General features: G+C 63.6%; 6 protein-coding genes. 3 read left to right on the forward strand and 3 right to left on the reverse strand.

What is annotated here, in order from left to right; translation table 11 throughout:
- Positions 1–196 precede the first annotated feature (196 nt).
- Both AC1RT4_RS03525 and AC1RT4_RS03530 read left to right on the forward strand, forming a co-directional pair.
- A complete protein-coding gene (locus AC1RT4_RS03525; RefSeq protein WP_493083560.1) occupies positions 197–1,306 on the forward strand; it encodes a substrate-binding domain-containing protein in 1,110 nt (369 codons plus the stop codon).
- A 198-nt stretch (positions 1,307–1,504) separates the two neighbouring features.
- On the forward strand, positions 1,505–14,005 hold the full coding sequence (locus AC1RT4_RS03530) for a filamentous hemagglutinin family protein (protein ID WP_493083562.1): 12,501 nt from the start codon (positions 1,505–1,507) through the stop codon (positions 14,003–14,005).
- Positions 14,006–14,054: 49 nt separating this feature from the next.
- On the opposite strand, the gene AC1RT4_RS03535 is transcribed toward AC1RT4_RS03530, so the two are convergent.
- The 3 genes from AC1RT4_RS03535 to AC1RT4_RS03545 all read right to left on the reverse strand — a co-directional run bounded on the left by AC1RT4_RS03535 (position 14,055) and on the right by AC1RT4_RS03545 (position 15,724).
- The gene (locus tag AC1RT4_RS03535) at positions 14,055–14,348 is read right to left on the reverse strand and encodes a type II toxin-antitoxin system RelE/ParE family toxin (protein ID WP_493084448.1); all 294 of its coding nucleotides are present in this window, start codon (positions 14,346–14,348) and stop codon (positions 14,055–14,057) included.
- Entirely contained in the window at positions 14,329–14,523 is a 195-nt protein-coding gene (gene relB, locus AC1RT4_RS03540) for a type II toxin-antitoxin system RelB family antitoxin (RefSeq protein ID WP_493083564.1), read from the reverse strand. Before relB ends, AC1RT4_RS03535 begins: the two co-directional genes overlap by 20 nt.
- A 253-nt stretch (positions 14,524–14,776) precedes the next feature.
- A complete protein-coding gene (locus AC1RT4_RS03545) occupies positions 14,777–15,724 on the reverse strand; it encodes a SphA family protein (protein WP_493083566.1) in 948 nt (315 codons plus the stop codon).
- A gap of 211 nt (positions 15,725–15,935) precedes the next feature.
- Between AC1RT4_RS03545 and AC1RT4_RS03550 the strand changes: the two genes are divergently transcribed.
- Positions 15,936–16,970, forward strand: coding sequence for an AraC family transcriptional regulator (locus AC1RT4_RS03550; RefSeq protein WP_007959404.1), 1,035 nt, complete (start codon positions 15,936–15,938; stop codon positions 16,968–16,970).
- The last annotated feature ends 55 nt before the right edge of the window (positions 16,971–17,025 follow it).

Consider the following 17,025-nt stretch of genomic DNA (forward strand, 5'->3'; position numbering starts at 1 on the left):
ACACCCGAGAAAATCCCTCGAAAATCAGCCTGCACCTCCCGAGGTTTTTTCCTTTATCTGTCACCGGAAACTGCGAATTTCTCAGTGCGACTTAACCACGGACCCCGCTTGCGAAGGTCGGCGGTGAGTCTTCCCAGTGTCATGCAAGACCCCTGAAAACCTGTGTTCACAACCAACGTTGAAAAGGAGATTCTTCATGTTCAAGCGCACTCTGATCGCAGCTTCCCTGACCGTCGCTGCCCTGGCTTCCGCCCAGGCCATGGCCGCCAACGTTACCGGTGGTGGCGCGACTCTGCCTGCCGCTCTGTACAAAGGTTCTGCCAACAGCATCCTGCCAGCCAACTTCAGCTACGTGGGTACCGGTAGCGGCACCGGCAAGACCGCTTTCCTGACCAACAACTCGGCACTGTTCAGCACCACCGGTTCGGTTCACTTCGCCGGTAGCGACTCGATCCTCAGCGCTTCGGAAATCAGCACCTACAACGCCAACTTCGGCGCTTCGTACGGCCCGCTGATCCAGCTGCCTTCGGTAGCCACTTCGGTTGCCATCCCTTACAAAAAAGCCGGCCAGACCGCTCTGAACCTGACCAGCGCTCAGCTGTGTGACGTGTTCTCCGGCACTGCCAAGACCTGGGGTCAACTGCTGGGCAACTCCGATGCCACCCCGGTTCGTGTGGTTTATCGCACCACTTCCAGCGGCACTTCGGAAATCCTCACCCGTCACCTGAACAACGTCTGCTCGACCAAGTTCTCGGTCAACTCGACCTTCGCCAACTCGCTGCTGCCAGCCGGCACCACATTGCCATCGAGCTTCGTCGGTGTTGCCAACACTGCTGACGTCGCTGTTGCGGTGAACGCGGTTGACGGTTCCATCGGTTACGTTGGTCCGGACGGCGTGAACGCCAGCAGCAACGCCGTGGTGTCCCGCGTCAACGGCGTGCAGCCGACCCCGGGCAACGTGACCACCGCGCTGTCTTCGGTTGCATTGCCAACCACTCCGTCGAACCCTGCCCAGTGGGCACCGGTTGTCGCCAACCCATCCAGCGGCTACCCGATCGCTGCGTACACCAACCTGATCTTCGGCCAGTGCTACAAGGATGCAACCGTGGCCGCTGACATCAAATCCTTCCTGACCACTCACTACAGCGTGCCGGGCAACGCTGCAGCGACCATCAACCACGGCTTCAGCGTTGTTCCGACCAACTGGAAAAACGCCGTCACCGCCAACTTCATCACCAACACCAGCGGCAACAACCTGGACATCAACAACGCCAGCGTATGCAACGCTATCGGTCGTCCTTTGTAAGCTTCGCGTTAACCCGCAACACGAATGGCAGCCCTTCGGGGCTGCCATTTTTTTTGCTCGTCACGGATGGCCGGGGCGGGCAGTTACACCTCATTCATGAAGTTTGTGTGACATCGGTTCGGTCGCGTCCCTCGCCAACCGCCTATGTCGTAACAGCAGGTTGTCGCCGACCTGCGGCAATCAAAAGGACTCGTAGTGATGCTCGCTCGCCCATCCCGTCGCCATACCCGCGCTCAGTCGTTAAAACGTGATGCCATAGACCCGGCGCTGTGGCTGCTCAAGCCGCTGGCCCAGGCCGTGGCGTTGTGTCTGGTGGCGGGCGGCGCGCAGGCGCAGACGGCGTTCAGTTCGAACTGGTTCGCCGCCAAGGGCGCTGCACAGCAAGCGGCGGCAGCACGCCCGAGCAGCGGCGGGTTGCCGGGCATGACCCCGCCGCTGGCGCAGCAACAGCGGGCCAATCAGCAGTTACAGCGTTCGATACAGACCTTGAACAACACGGTCGCGGCGATTGCCGCGCAACAAGCTGCGCAGGCGGCCGGGCGCGCAGCGGCGCTGGGTTCGGTGCAGGTGGTGCCGGACGGTCTGGGCGCCGGCGGTCTGCAAGTCGACAACAGCCTCGCGCAAGGCTGGCAGAACGCCAAAGGCCCGCAGCAGACCCAGGCCGACGGCAAGACCAACGTGCGCATCGAGCAGACCGCCGACAAGGCGATCCTCAACTGGGAAACCTTCAACGTCGGGCGCAACACCACTGTGGAATTCGCCCAGCAGGCCAATTGGGCAGTGCTCAACCGGGTCAACGATCCGGCCGCGCGCCCGAGCCAGATCCAGGGTCAGATCAAGGGCAACGGCACGGTGATGCTGATCAACCGCAACGGCATCGTGTTCAGCGGCAGCAGTCAGGTCAACGTGCGCAACCTGGTGGCCGCCGCGGCGAACATCACCGACATTCAGTTCCGTGACCGGGGCCTGTATTTCGACAGCAGTGGCAGCCAGCCTACTTTCACCGACGCTGCCGGCAAGGTGCTGGTCGAGCGCGGCGCGTCAATCCAGACCGCCGGCCCCGCGACCTCCACCGATGCCGGCGGCTATGCGCTGTTGCTCGGCAGCGAAGTGCAGAACGACGGCAGCATCAGCACCGCCAAGGGCCAGACCGTGCTGGGCGCCGGTGACCGCTTCTACATCCGCAAAGGTTCGGGCACCGAAGGCAACGGCTTCTCCACGACCTTCGGCAGCGAAGTGATTCCCGGCTTCAACAGTGGCAGCAGTGCCGGCAAGGTCAGCAACAACGGCTTGATCCAGGCCGCCACCGGCGACATCACCCTGACCGGCCACGAAGTCGTGCAGAACGGCGTGTTGCTGGCCAGTACTTCGGTGGCCACGCGCGGCACCATTCACCTGCTCAACCCGGCGACCGATACCAGCGGCAGTGTCACGCTGGGGCAGGGCAGTGCCACGGCGATCATGCTCGACAGCAGTGATCTGACCGCACTCGACAGCCAACAGAAAGCCGCGCTGACTGGCGTCAGCCCCAACAACAAGGTGCGCAGCGATCAGTCGCGCATCGAGATTCAAAGCGGCGGCAGTGTCGAGTTCCAGAACGGCTCGATCACCCTCGCCACCGGCGGCCAGGTGGCCGTGGCGGCAGGGCGACGCAGTCTGGTGCGCGACGGGGCGCTGATCGATGTGTCCGGGGCCATCGGCGTGAAAGTCGCGATGGAAGCCAACAACATCAAAATCAACGTTCAGGGCAATGAGCAGCGCGACGCTTCGGTCAACCGCGAAAAAGGTGCGCTCAACAGCAATGATGTCTGGGTCGATGTGCGTGAACTGGTGTATGTGCCGGCGGGCACCAACGGCTATGCGACGGATCGCTGGTACACCGCCGGTGGCTTGCTTGAGGTCGGCGGCTATCTCGGCACTCAGGGCCACAGCATCGGCGAGTGGATGGCCCAGGGGGGCGCGGTGAGTTTTGCCGGCAACGATGTGGTCACCGAGAAGGGCTCGTTGATCAATCTGTCTGGCGGTACGCTCGATGTGCAGAGCGGCGAGATCCGCCAGAGCTGGTTGCGTGGCGCCGACGGGCGCTTGTACGAAGTCTCGCGGGCACCGGGGGACATGCTCTACACCGGCCTGTACAAAGGTTATGAGGACAACAGCGAACGCTGGGGGCAGACCAGTTATTACTACAGCCCGTTGATTGCCCCGCGATCGCGCCGGGAATCCGGCTACACCGTGGGCCGCGATGCCGGGCAACTGGTGATCGGCACGACCAATGCGGTGCTCGACGGGCAACTGCTCGGCGAGGTGTATCAGGGTGAACGTCAGACCCAGGCGCCGCGCGCGCCGCTGGATGGCTATGCACAGAGCCAGACCGCGCTGGCGCGTCGGGCCCAACTGATCGTCGGCAGCTATGACCCGGCCTATGTGGCGGCGGCCGGCGGCCTGTTGTACGGGCTGAATCCGTTGCTCGATCAGGTGCAGATCGGTGGCGAACCGATGCTCGCGGGCGCTGACCGGGATCTGCTGACCGCGGTCTCCGACGCACGCAAGGGCAAGCTGTTCCTCGACGCCGGGCAACTCAACGGCTTCAAGCTTGGCGCGTTGAAGGTCGCGGCCAAGGATCGCATTTCCCTGGGCGCCGCGTTGCAGGTCGATGCCGGTGGCGAGATCACCCTGTACGGGCCGGATGTCCAGGTCAATGCCGACCTGAGTGCCCGTGGCGGCAGTATCCGCCTGGGCAACGTGCTCAATCAGTTGCAGACCAGCAGCGTCACCGACACCCGAATCACCCCGGCCGCCGGCCATCCGGAACGGGTCACCGTGGCCCAGGGCGTGCAACTCGATACTCGCGGGCTGTGGAGCAATCAACGCACCAACCCCGACGACGCGGCCAGTCTGGCGTGGCTGGACGGAGGGTCGATTTCGATCCGCAGCAGCGGCGACATCGATATCCAGAGCGGCAGCCTGCTCGATGTGTCTTCCGGCGCGGCGATCCTGGCCAACGGCAAGACCCGTGGCGCCAAGGGCGGCAGCGTCACGCTGGAGTCGGCAGCCAACAGTGCCGCCGGCACTTCGCAACTCACACTGGATGGCGAGCTGCGCGGTTACGGCGTGACGGGCGGCGGTACGTTGTTGGTGCAGGCCAGCAAAGTGATGATCGGCGAGGCTGATGAAGCGCTGGCGAAGTCGACGTTGCAACTGGCGCCGAGTCTTTTCAGTAAAGGCTTTTCGGCCTACAGCGTGATTGGCCTGAACGGCCTCGAAGTGGCCCGGGACACGCAGATCGATGTGACCACGCCGGTCTATCGTTTTACCGACGATGCCGCGAACCAGGTCAGTGGTGGCGATCCGCGCACGGCGCTGGAGTTATGGACACCGACGCTGTTCCAGGAGAACCCGACGAAAGCACTGTTGACCCAACGTGCCGGCGCCAGCCTGTCGCTGCAGGCCGGTCCGAGCCTCGTGGGGCTGATCGATCCGGGCAACGCCACACTGACCCTCGGCACGGGTTCACGCCTGAGCGTCGATCCTGGGCAACGCATCAATTTGCGCGGGGCGGGGCAGATCACTGTTGAGGGTACGCTGCAGGCCTGGGGCGGCACGATTGATATCCGCCAGCAGCAGTTCGGCAGCATTGACCCGGCCCAGAGTCAGCAGGAAGCGCCGACGCAGGCGCACAACCGGTCAATCTGGATCGGTGAGCACGCGGTGCTCGATGTGGCGGGGCGTGCCGCCACGGCGGTCGATGCCCTGGGAAGGGTGTACGGCCAAGTCGGCAAGGGCGGCAGCATCATCATTGGCGGTGAAATCGATTCGAAGAAAGCCACGGCGACTTCGGCCGACGCGTATGTGATCGTGCGCCAGGGCGCGCGGCTTGACGCCTCGGGCACCCAGGCGGTGCTGGACATTGCCGGGCAGGGCCCGACCACGGTTGCCACCGACGGCGGGCGGATTTCCCTGAGTTCCTACAACGGCCTGTTCATCGACGGCGACCTGCGCGCCGCAGCCGGTGGTGCCGGCGCGGGTGGCGGGCGGCTGGACATCGCCCTGGAAACGCCGTTGTACCGCCTCAACACCGCCAGCAACGAGGTCCGTCGACCACGGGAAATCATCATCGGCCAGGGCGCCGGCAAGACCACCCTGGCGGCCGACCTTGAGCCGGGCGCAGCCGCGCCCATGCTGACTTACGGCAGTGCCCGGCTGAGTGCCGATGCCTTGATGGCTGGGGGCTTCGATCATCTGGGGCTGTTGAGCAATGGCCTGATTTCGTTCGATGGCGACGTCAACCTGCATCTGAATCAGAGTCTGAGCCTGTACGCCGGCGCGATTTCCCTGGCCGAGGGTTCGAGCGGCAATGCGCGGATCAATCTGTCTGCACCTTACCTGCGGTTACTGGGGCCGGGCGCGTATTACGACTCCGTTGTCTTTATCCGCCCTCGGGTCATGAATGCGCCGACGCCCGGCGTCTCGGCGGCGCAGTTCATCGCCAACGCCGACCTGCTGGACATTGGTAACAGCCTGTCGTTCGGCACCAAGGGCAATATCCGCCAGCTCAATGCGCCAGCCCTTGAGGTCGGTCGCCGCAGCTTTGCCGAGGTCACGCTGGCCAGTCAGGGCGACCTGCGGTTCATCGGCTCTTCCATGCAAACCTATGCCGATCTCTGGACGGCGGGTGACTTGAACCTCGGCGCCGCGCAGATTTATCCGGTAAGCGGGATCCAGGCCCGAGTGCGCGCCGGCTTCCAGCAGGAGACCGATCCTGGCGACGGCACCTTGCGCATTTTCGCTCAGGGTCGCGCGCCGGCGGCGTTGCCTTACTCGGTGTTCGGCGAGTTGATTCTCGCCGCCAGCCACATCGAACAAGGCGGGGTGGTGCGGGCACCGCTCGGCCTGATTACCCTGGGTGAAAGCAGCAAGTCGGTACAGACCCGCGAGGTTGCGTTGTTGCCCGGCAGTCTCACGTCCGTCAGCGCCGCCGGACTGGTCATGCCTTACGGCGGCACGACTGACGGCATCGATTACCGCTATAACGGCAGCCCGGTGGTGTTGAAGGGCATCGTCGGCACCACAGCCGGGGTGACCGTGCAGTCGCAGTACCTGAATGTCGCGCAAGGCGCGGTGATTGACCTGTCGGGCGGGGGCGATCTGCGCGGTGCCGGTTTCATCTCCGGGCGTGGCGGCTCCACCGATGCCCGCTACAACCCGCTGGTGCGCAATGCCGCTGACGGCACGTTCAGCCTGCCGGGCCTGACGAGCAATCCGGTCTACGCAATCCTGCCGGGCAATCAGAGTGCCTATGCCCCGGTGGTGGCCGAGGCTGGCGCGGTCGATCCGCGCATCGGTCAGCAGGTCACGATCGGTGCGGGCGTGCCGGGTTTGCCGGCCGGCACCTATACCTTGCTGCCTTCGACATTCGCCTTGTTGCCCGGGGCGTTCCGGGTCGAGGTCAACGGCCAGGCGACGCCGGCGGCCATGGGTGGCGCGCTGCAAATGCGCAATGGTTCATGGGCCAGCAGCGGCCAGATGTCGATTGCCAATACCGGCGTGCGTGACAGTCTGCCGAGCGCGCTGACGCTGACGTCGGCGGATGTGTTGCGCCGCTATTCGCAATACAACGAAACCGGCTACAGCCAGTTCATCACCAGCGACGCAGCGCGGCGTGGAATATCACGCGCACTGGCACCGATGGATGGCAAAACCCTGAGTCTGAATCTGGAGCATGGTGAAAAGCCTGCCATTGCTCTGGATTTCAACGGCCAGGTGTTGTTTCAGCCCGCCGAGGGCGGGGTTACGGGCACGGCCGTGGTACGCGATCCGTCCCTTGGCGTGCTCGAAGTGCTGGGCGCAGGCCATGAGCCGACGCCGGGTTTTCAAGGCGTCTCGCTGTATGCCGACAGCCTCAACCGTCTGAATGCCGGACGTCTGGCCATCGGCTCGGCGCCGAGCGTGGACTACGGCGCTGGCGGCAATATCGTGTCCTTCGTCAACGGCGGCTCAAGCACCGATATCTTCTTGCGTGAAGGCGCGATCCTCTCGGCGCCGGAAGTCATGTTGCGCACTCAGAACACCCACGGTGGCATTACCGTCGAGGCCGGGGCGGGGATCAATACCGTGGGGCGCGGCGATGTCTCGTTCGACTCCACCGACGGCTTTGTCTACCAGCCGGGGAAAGCCAGCCTGCTGCTGGTTTCCAATGGCTGGAACAGCGTGCTGGCGCCGGAGAAAGCCGTCGACTTGACCGGTGCCGGCAGTATCCATATCGGCACCTGCACGCTGGCGCCGTGCAGTAATCCGGCCATCCTGTATTCCAACGGCAGTATCAGCGCTGCCACCGACAACCACTTCGAACTTGATGAGGCGGTGCGTTTCGGCACCCGCCACCTGACCCTGGCGGTCGGCGCGGTCAATATCGGCAATACACAGGCCCTGGTCGATGCGGCGGGACGCGTGCCGGTCGGTCTGACCCTCAGCCAGAACGTGCTCAACCGCTTGCTGCAGGGCGACACCCAGTTCGGGGCACCGGCCCTGGAGTCGCTGAACCTGACCGCTCGCGACTCGTTCAACTTCTTTGGCACCACCACGCTCGATACGCTGGACCCGCAAACCGGCCAGAGCAAACTGCAGAACCTGATCCTGACGACCCCGGCGATCTACGGCCAGGGCGGCAGCGAGGACGTAGCCACTTTGCGTACCGCCAACCTGACCTGGAACGGTGCCACTCAGGCGCCGGGAGCCGTGGTCAACGGTGGTGCCGGCACCGGGCGCGGCACCCTGCAGATCGAGGCGCAGCGTATCGAGTTCGGCTACGGGCCGAATCCGCAACCCAGCGGCCTGGATCAGAACGACCGTCTGGCGCTGGGTTTTGCCAACGTCAACCTCAGCGCCAGCGAGCGTATCACCGCCAACCACAAGGGCAGTCTTGCGGTGTATCAGGAGCAGGGCGCATACGACCCGGTCAAGGGTTACGCCTTCAGCGGCGGCAACCTCACGCTGCGCACGCCGTTGCTGACCGGTGAAGCCGCCTCGATCAACACGCTCAAGGCGGGCAATGACCTGACCCTGACCGGCAGCGCTACAGGCGCGGCAGCCGATGCGCTGGGCGCGGAACTGACCCTGGATGCCCGCAATGTCGTCCTCGACAGCCGGATCGCGCTGGCCAGCGGCAAACTGGTGGTCAAGGCCGAGAACGACCTGAGCCTGACCGGCAATTCCCGGCTGGATCTGGCGGGGCGTACCTTGCCGTTCAACGACGTCAACAAATACAGCTGGGGCGGCGACGTGTCGCTCTTCAGCAACAGCGGCAATATCCGTCAGGCGGCCGGTTCGCGGATCGACCTGTCGGCGCAGAACAATCAGGCGGGCAATCTCAGCGCGGTGGCGCTGGCGGCGAACGCCGGGGTGGTCGATCTGCAAGGCCAGATCCTCGGCGCCAGCAGCGGTCATTACGATGCCGGCGGCACCTGGGTGCCGTACAAGGCCGGGGGCGTGGAGATTCGTGCGCAGCAACTGGGCGGCGATCTGAATCAACAATTCGCCGCGCTCAACCAGCGCTTGAACGACGGCCAGGTGTTCGGCAGCCGCAGCTTCCAGTTCAAACAGGGCGATCTGCTGATCGGCGATGGCGTGCGCGCCGGCGAGGTCAATGTCTCGCTGGACAATGGTCATCTGAGTGTGGCCGGCACGATCGACGCCAGTGGCGAGCGGGTCGGCAGCATTCGTCTGTCCGGTAAAAACGGTTTGACCCTGGGCGGCAGTTCGGTGCTCGACGCTCACAGTCGAGTGCTGCGGGTCGACAGCTACGGCAAGATCATCGATGCGCCGAACCGGGCGATGGTCGAGCTCGATTCCGGTGCCGGGGTGCTGACGCTGGCCTCCGGTGCGCGGATTGATCTGCGCCACGGCACCGATACCGCGTTGGGCAGTCTGCCCGGACAAAACGATGGCAGGGCACGGGGCACCCTGGAGTTGAACGCGCCGCGTCTGGGCGCCGGTGATATCGCGATTGATGCCAATGGCACACTGAGCATTCAAGGCGCGCGCTCCATTGGCCTCAACGCCGTGCGCCGCTATACGGATGCCCGCGACGGTGTTGATCCCGCAGCGAGTGGCCGGCCGTATCAGGTGATCGATCAGGCGCTGTTCGATCGGATTCATGGCGACAGCGACACTTTCATCAACGCGGCACTGGGCAACAGTGACCTGCTGCAACGCAAACTGGCGGGGTTGAACAACGCGACCTACCGCGATGCCTTCCATCTGCGCCCGGGCGTGGAAATCGCCAGCAGGACCGCCGACGGCGATCTGCTGGTCGAAGGCGATATTGACCTGTCGCGCTATCGCTACGCGAGCCTCAACCCGCACACGCAGAAAACAGCGCTGTATGGCTCCGGTGAGTCGGCGAGTCTGGTGATGCGTGCCGGTGGCAACCTCGATATCTACGGCAGTATCAACGACGGTTTCGCGCCGCCGCCGGAAACCGTGGATGACGCCGGCTGGAAACTGCTGCCGGGCGTGCAGCCGTTCGGTGGCGATCTGATCGTGCCGGGCAGTGGCGTGACGCTGGCCGAGGGTACGCTGTTCCCGAACGGCACGACCTTGAACTACGACTTGCCGATCCAGGCAGCCACCTTCGCCAGCGGCACGTTGTTGCCAACCCAGGCGGTGCTGGCCGGTGAGTACACCTTGAATGCCGGCAGCGTGTTGTCCGCCGCCATCCACGATTCGGCGGGCAACTTGCTGTACGCCGCCGGCACGCTGCTCACTCAGAACGTGACCTTGCCGATCGGCAGTCGCCTGGGCGCCGGCACTCGTCTGGAGACTGCCACCGCGCTGCAGGCCATGAGCTGGCCCAAAGGCGTGCCGCTGCCGGGCACGCTCGGTGCGGATAATGTGCTTGTCGGGGTCAAATTGAGCAGTGCGCTGGCGCTGCTGCGCGGCTCGCTGATTCCTTCGATGACGGACGTGGTGCTGGCCGACGGTACGCCATTCATTGAGCTGCGCGGTTATATCAACGCCACGCAACAAGGCCGTAACTGGGCCGTGGCGAGCATGTTGCCGGCGGGCAGTACGTCGTGGTCGATGCGTCTGGTGGCCGGCTCCGATCTGGATGCCGCCGACAGCCGCGCGCTGAAACCGCTGACCAGCGACGGCAACCTGCGCCTGGCCGATACTCACTACGGCTTGAAAGTGACCGAGAAAAAACTCGATACGACCTGGGTCGACGGCAACCCGATGGGCTATCCGGAAGGGATGCCGGTCAGCGATGACGAGCTGTATCTGTGTGACGTGTTCCCCGGCGCCTGCCTGGCGCCGGCCAAATTCCTCTGGGTTGAGGGCAACATTGCCGGGATGCCGGCGGGCACCCCGGTGCTCGACGCCGACCTGTGGTGGTGTGATGCGGATCCGTTTTCCTGCGCGCCGAACAAGGGCGGGATCAGCACCACGACCCACTCGCAGATGTTCAGCGTGTTGCGCACCGGCACCGGCGATCTCGACCTGTTGGCAGCCGGCAACCTGAGCATGGATTCGGCGTTCGGGGTCTACACCGCCGGCACCCAATCGAGCGACGTCGATCCGCGCTACAACCTGCACCGTGGCACCTTGACCGACAACGGTTCGGTGCTGGGGAGCCAGGGCGCCGATTACGAAAAATGGGTCAATGGCGGTAGCGACAGCCTGTATCAGGCCTGGTATCCGCAGGGAGGCGGCAACCTGACGATCAATGCCGGCGGCTCGGTGTCCGGCGACGCCGTGGGCCGTCGCGGCCTCAACCCCCTGGCCAAGCTTCGCGAGCAGGTTGCCAGCGTCTCGGTGGGCAACTGGCTCTGGCGCCAGGGCTCCGGCAACAGCGATGTGCCGACCGCCTGGTGGATCAACTTTGGCAGCTATGCGACCCAACCCCTACCGGATCAGGGTACCGATAGCGGCCCTTATCTGGTCGGCTTCACGGGTTTTGGTGCGCTGGGCGGCGGCAACGTCAGCCTGCGTGCCGGCGGCGACGGCGGCATGCTTCGGCCATTGGGCGACAGCGGGTTGAACCCGCGCAGCCAGGGCTTGATCGTCGCGGTCGGCAGCACCGGACGGGTCGGCAGCGACGGCAGCCTGCAATTGACCGGCGGTGGCGACATGGACATCCGCATCGGTGGCTCGCTCAATCCGTCGCTGCAAGCGAGCGTCGGGCGCAGTGGCAACGCCTCACCGAACCATGACTTGCAGGGCGCCTTGATCAACCTGCGCGGCGCGGCGCAGTTGTCGGGCGGGGCGCTCGGCGCAATCAATCTGCAATACGGCGCGGCACCGGCGTTGCAGGATGCGCGCGAAACCCGGGCCTTCGACCCGTTCACCTCGACCCTGGGCATTGCCTCCGGTGGTCTGGTCTTGATCCCCGGTGACTCGGGCATGCGCCTGAGCACGCGTGGCGATCTGGTGCTCGGTGGCGCGGCGGACCCGGGGCGCGTACGTCTGCAAAACAGCACACCGTTCACCGATGCCGCCGGCGTCGTGCATGGCGGTGGCGGACTGGCGGGCTTCTCGCTGTGGACCGATCACACCGCCATCGATCTGTTTTCAGCCGGGGGCAATCTGACTCCAAGCACCCAGTTGGCCGAGACCAGCACCCAGGGGCCGTTGACGAATCGCAACAGCTCGCCGAGCGATCTGCGCTTTGTCTACCCGTCGATCTTGCGCGCCGTGGCCGGTCAGGGTTCGATCTATGCCGGCACGTCTGCGGTGTCTGTCTCCAGCGCATATCCAGCTGCATCGGCTTATTCGCTGGTGCTGGCACCTTCAGCCGCTGGCCAACTGGAAATGCTCGCCGGCGACTCGATCTACGCCGGCGGTTATGCCATCGATCAGTCCGGCGCCAGCCGGGCGGCCATCGCCACGCCGTTCGCACCGGCGTTCAGCGGCTACACGGAATACGGCAGCAGCAAGCCGCTCCTGAGCAATTACAGCGTTGATGGCGTGGCTCCGAGTCAGAACCTGCGTTATCCGTTGTTTGCGTTCGGCGCCGACACGTATTCGGGCACCAGCGGTGTGCAGGCCCCGGCACGTTTCTACGCATTGACCGGTGATCTGGTCGGCGTGCGCAGCGGTGAAACCTTGCGCTTCAGCAACTCACTGCGCACCTGGTATGTCGCGGCTGCGCCAGTGTGGATGCTGGCCGGGCGCGATATCGTCGCGGCCGGCACCGACCTCGGCAAACCGACTGCTGCGCCGTCGGATCTGGGCTGGAACGGCGAAACCATTGACTCCTCGGGCAACCTGTTCGTCCACAACGGTGCGCGTGATGTGTCGCGGGTTTCGGCAGGGCGCGACATTCTCTACAGCAGCTTCGACATTGCCGGCCCCGGCCTGCTCGACGTCAATGCCGGGCGCAATATCCTCATGGAAGATCGCGCGAGCATCACCAGCCTCGGGCCGATTGTGCAGGGCGACAGTCGGCCCGGCGCCAGCGTCGTGTTGCAGGCCGGCATCGGTGCACAAGGTGCGGATTACGGACGTTTCATCGCCCGCTATCTGAACCGGGACAACCTCGCTGACGCGAATCTCTCCCTTGCCGCACAACCGGGCAAAGTGGTGAAAAACTACCTCGGCGAACTGCAAAGCTGGCTGACCCTCGGCTACGGCTTCAGCGGTAGCGAAGAACAGGCGCAAGCGTTCTTCACCGCACTGCCGAATACCGAGCAGGCGATCTTCGCCCGTCAGGTGTACTTCGCCGAACTGCGTGCCGGTGGCCTTGAGTACAACGATGTCGACGGCCCGCGCAAAGGCAGTTACCTGCGGGGTCGCAACGCCATTGCTTCGCTGTTCCCGACCGTCGATGTGGCTGGTAACCCGATCCGCTACGACGGCGACATCACCCTGTACGGCGGAGCAGGGGTGAAAACCCTGTTCGGCGGCGACATCCAGATGCTCACGCCGGGCGGCGGTCAGGTGTTCGGCATCGAAGGCGCGGCGCCGCCGTCCACGGCGGGGATCATCACCCAGGGTTCGGGCAACATTCAGCTCTATTCCCAGGGCAGCATTCTGCTGGGGCAGAGCCGGATCATGACCACGTTCGGCGGCTCGATCCTCGGATGGTCCGCCGAAGGCGACATCAACGCCGGTCGCGGTTCGAAAACCACCGTGGTCTACACCCCGCCGAAACGCGTTTACGACACCTGGGGCAACGTGACCCTGTCGCCATCGGTGCCGAGCACCGGCGCCGGTATCGCCACGCTCAACCCGATTGCCGAAGTGGCGCCGGGGGACATCGACCTGATCGCGCCGCTGGGCACCATCGATGCGGGCGAGGCGGGGATTCGCGTCTCGGGCAACGTCAACATCGCCGCGCTGACGGTGGTCAACGCCGCCAACATCTCGGTGCAGGGCAAGGCGACCGGTGTGCCGGTGGTCTCGGCGGTCAACACCGGGGCGATCACCTCGGCCAGCTCCGCTGCGTCGTCGGCGACCCAGGCGGCGGAAGACGTCGCCCGTCAGCAGCAAGCTGCGTCACGCCAGAACCAGGCCTCGGTATTCACCGTGCAGGTACTCAGCTTCGGCAACGAACAACTGGCCCCGACCCGCGATGGTGCCAGCCGCGCACCGACACCGGGCTACAACCCGAACAGCCCGGTGCAGGTGCTGGGCGCCGGAGCGCTGGATGAACAGGCGAAACAGCAGCTGACCGAAGAGGAGCGGGGGCAGCTGACGTTGTAAAAGGACTCTCGTGTAGTACGCTTCGGGCGGCCGTTTGGCCGCCCTTTTTTTATGTTGCTGAAGTTCGTGGGTATTGTCGTCGGGTGTGGACTAACGTCAGTATTTTGATGTGCCCGTTCACTCGATAGACGAGCAGATAGTTTGGATTGATCACCATTTCCCGAGTGCTTGGCACTCGACCGTACCGGTAACCATAGGGGATTGATGAAAGCCTTTGCGTTGCTGCACCCACCTTGCGTTGCAGAGCCACTGAAGCGTTTGAGTTGTATTGTTCAATGTAATCGATAATGTCAGCCAGATCGTCCAGAGCTTGATTGCTCCATTCAAGCGGCAGCGCGTCGATTCTTGCGTCTCTCTTCTAATAGTTGGTCGAGCCGCATCATGGCTTCCTCATGGGGAATGCCCGGACTAGGATCATCCAGTGCAGCCTGCACCTTGGCACGAAACCAGCGATCGTAGCTCTCTGCCTCTTCTTCGGATTCGAAGTCAGAGTAAAACGGGGAAAGTAATAAGCTCATAGTGATCTCCGTGATCAATTTCAGCAGTTTAAGGGGGAATGGCCCATTGTCGTCACTGGCAGACGATGTACCCCATGAGCCGTGAGGAACCATGGGATAACGGAGTCCAGTATCTGCAAGCGCCCCTTTGAAATCTGCCGGACGTTTCCCTCCGTTGTCCGGCAATCTCGACCGCCGCTGTAGGCCTATTCCTGGCCTCTGTTTTTCAGGTTTTCAGCCTACAAATTCGCGCGCGCCTTCCTACAAAATGCACTCAGAACGCATACGGAATACTCACCTTCGCCCACAACATTTCCCCCTCTGGCCGGTTCTCCACGTCGAATTCCTTGGCCCAGCGGATCTCCGCGCTGGCGTACTTGAGGAAGGTGAAGTGCAGCGCCGGGCCGATGGCGAAAACTTTGCCGCGCACGCCGTCGTTCACGTCTTCGCCGGCGAACTGCACGGTGTGGCCGAACTGTTTGTCGTCGGTGGTCTGCTTGAGGTAGTAACCGTTGATGCCGAGCATCAGGTCGTCGGTGATCTTGTAGCTGGCCGAGTAATCGAAGTGGAAGATCTGCCCGGACTTGTAGTCGGTGTCCTTGTTCTTCTCGTTGAAGCTGTAGGTGGTCTTCATCGACACCTCGGTGCGTTCGGTCGGCAGCCAGGTGAAGGAGAACAGCGGTTTGTAGGTGTAGAAATTGTTGCTGGTGTTGGCCAGCCGGTCGACGCTGTATTCGCCGGTGGGCACGGTGATTTCCACGGCGGCGCCAAGGGTCAGGTCCTTGCCCATGTCCCACAGGATGATCGGTGCGATGGTGGTGTCACCCATGCCTTCGCGGGTGTCGCTCAGGCCGAACACCGAGACTTCCTGCTTGAGCCACGGTTGGGCGATGTAACCGGCCAGACGCCCGCCAAAGATCCGCACCGGGCTCAGGTAGTCGAGGCGCGGGATGACGGCGGTGGATTCGATCTCGACATTCGGCACCTTGCCGCCGAACGAGCTGATGTTGAGCTTCCGCGCCTTGTAGTGGTTGTAGTAGAGGTTGAAGGCGACCATGTTCTCCGGAAGGCTGTCGACTTCCATCGGCAACATGAAGAAACCGTCGGTGCCGGGGCCGATGTTGTCGACGCCGGCTTCGGTGGCCAGCGCCGGCAGGGTCGCGGCGCAGCCGAGCAGGCTCAGTGCCAGTCGCACAGGGAATATCGCGCGGTTCGGGGTCATGTCCGTCCTCATTATTATTGTGTTTGGGCGCAACGCCGGCACGCAGGGCGCCCGGCCACTATAGAAATAAGCCCTTGGCGCACGACAGGGCAGGGTATTGGCGGACACGGAAGGGGACTTCTGCGGACAGCCCGTCAACCCTGTGCTAACTTCCTTCGACATAACCGGTTACAAAAATAACAATTCAGCGTGATCCGGAATGTCAGCCTCCATGAACGTAAAAGTCCAAGACCCCACCTTCGAACTGGCGCTGGTGTCGCCATTTCTCCTGCAAACCCTGGCCGAAGTCGCCGCCAACAAGGGCATCGAGCCGCAGAGCCTGTGCCGTGGCCTGGGTTTTGATTTCGAAGACCTGCAGGATCCGGCGCAGCGGATTTCCTACCGCCAGGCCGTGGCCATGATCCAGCGTGCGCTTAAAGCTTTGCCCAATCAGGGGCTGGGCCTGTGGGTCGGCGCGCAGAACGTGCTCGGTACGCTGGGGCTGCTCGGGCACGTGCTGTCGCTGTGCAAGACCTTGCGCGACGCATTCGAGATCGGGGTTCGGCATCAGCACACGTCCGGCGGGATCGTGGTTTCCAGCGTCGATGTAGTGGGCGATCAGGTGTACGTCGACGTCGAATGCCGGTTGCCGTTTGCCGAGGTCCAGGTGTTTGCGGTGGAAGAGTTTTTCGCCAGCCTGCTGGTCTACGGCCGGGCGCTGGTGGGCGAGACATTCAAGCCGATAGCCGTGGAGTTCATGCACGCCGCGCCGGATTACGTCGATGAATACCGGCGGCTGCTGGGGCCGGAGGTGCGTTTCGGGTGTCTGCACAATCGCATGCTGATCGACGTGCAGTGGCTGGATGTGAACCTGCCCAACCACCATTCGCTGGCGCTGCGTCAGGCGGTCAAGTTGCTGGAACTGGAAGCGGCGCAGGTTCACCAGAAACTTGATCTGATCCAGGCGGTGGAGCGGGCGATTGCCCGGGACTTGAGCCGGGGCAGCCACATTGAAAAGATTGCTGGTGACTTGAATATGAGCAGCCGCACTTTGCGTCGGCGGCTGACTGAACACTCGTTGACATTCGAGGCGTTGCTGGAGCAAGTGCGGCAGGCGCGAACCATGAGTTTGCTGGCCAATCCTGATATGCCGATCGAGCGGATTACCGAGGAAGTCGGTTACAGCGACGTGCGCAGTTTTCGGCGGGCGTTCAAGCGTTGGACGGGGAAGAGCCCGAGTGCTTGGCGCAGCGAGTGCGTCATCTGATCCCACACAAACCCTCCGGCTACAGTTAAACTCCGCGCTCTTTCCCAAGGAGTTC

It is taken from the genome of Pseudomonas sp. GW821-FHT11D10 (assembly GCF_058808435.1).

What these genes read in the sequence shown, in the direction of transcription:
- AC1RT4_RS03525 (WP_493083560.1), top strand. Translation starts at nt 197, where the DNA reads ATGTTCAAGCGCACTCTGATCGCAGCTTCCCTGACCGTCGCTGCCCTG.
- AC1RT4_RS03530 (WP_493083562.1), top strand. Translation starts at nt 1,505, where the DNA reads ATGCTCGCTCGCCCATCCCGTCGCCATACCCGCGCTCAGTCGTTAAAA.
- relB (WP_493083564.1), bottom strand. Translation starts at nt 14,523, where the DNA reads ATGAGCTTATTACTTTCCCCGTTTTACTCTGACTTCGAATCCGAAGAA.
- AC1RT4_RS03545 (WP_493083566.1), bottom strand. Translation starts at nt 15,724, where the DNA reads ATGACCCCGAACCGCGCGATATTCCCTGTGCGACTGGCACTGAGCCTG.
- AC1RT4_RS03550 (WP_007959404.1), top strand. Translation starts at nt 15,936, where the DNA reads ATGAACGTAAAAGTCCAAGACCCCACCTTCGAACTGGCGCTGGTGTCG.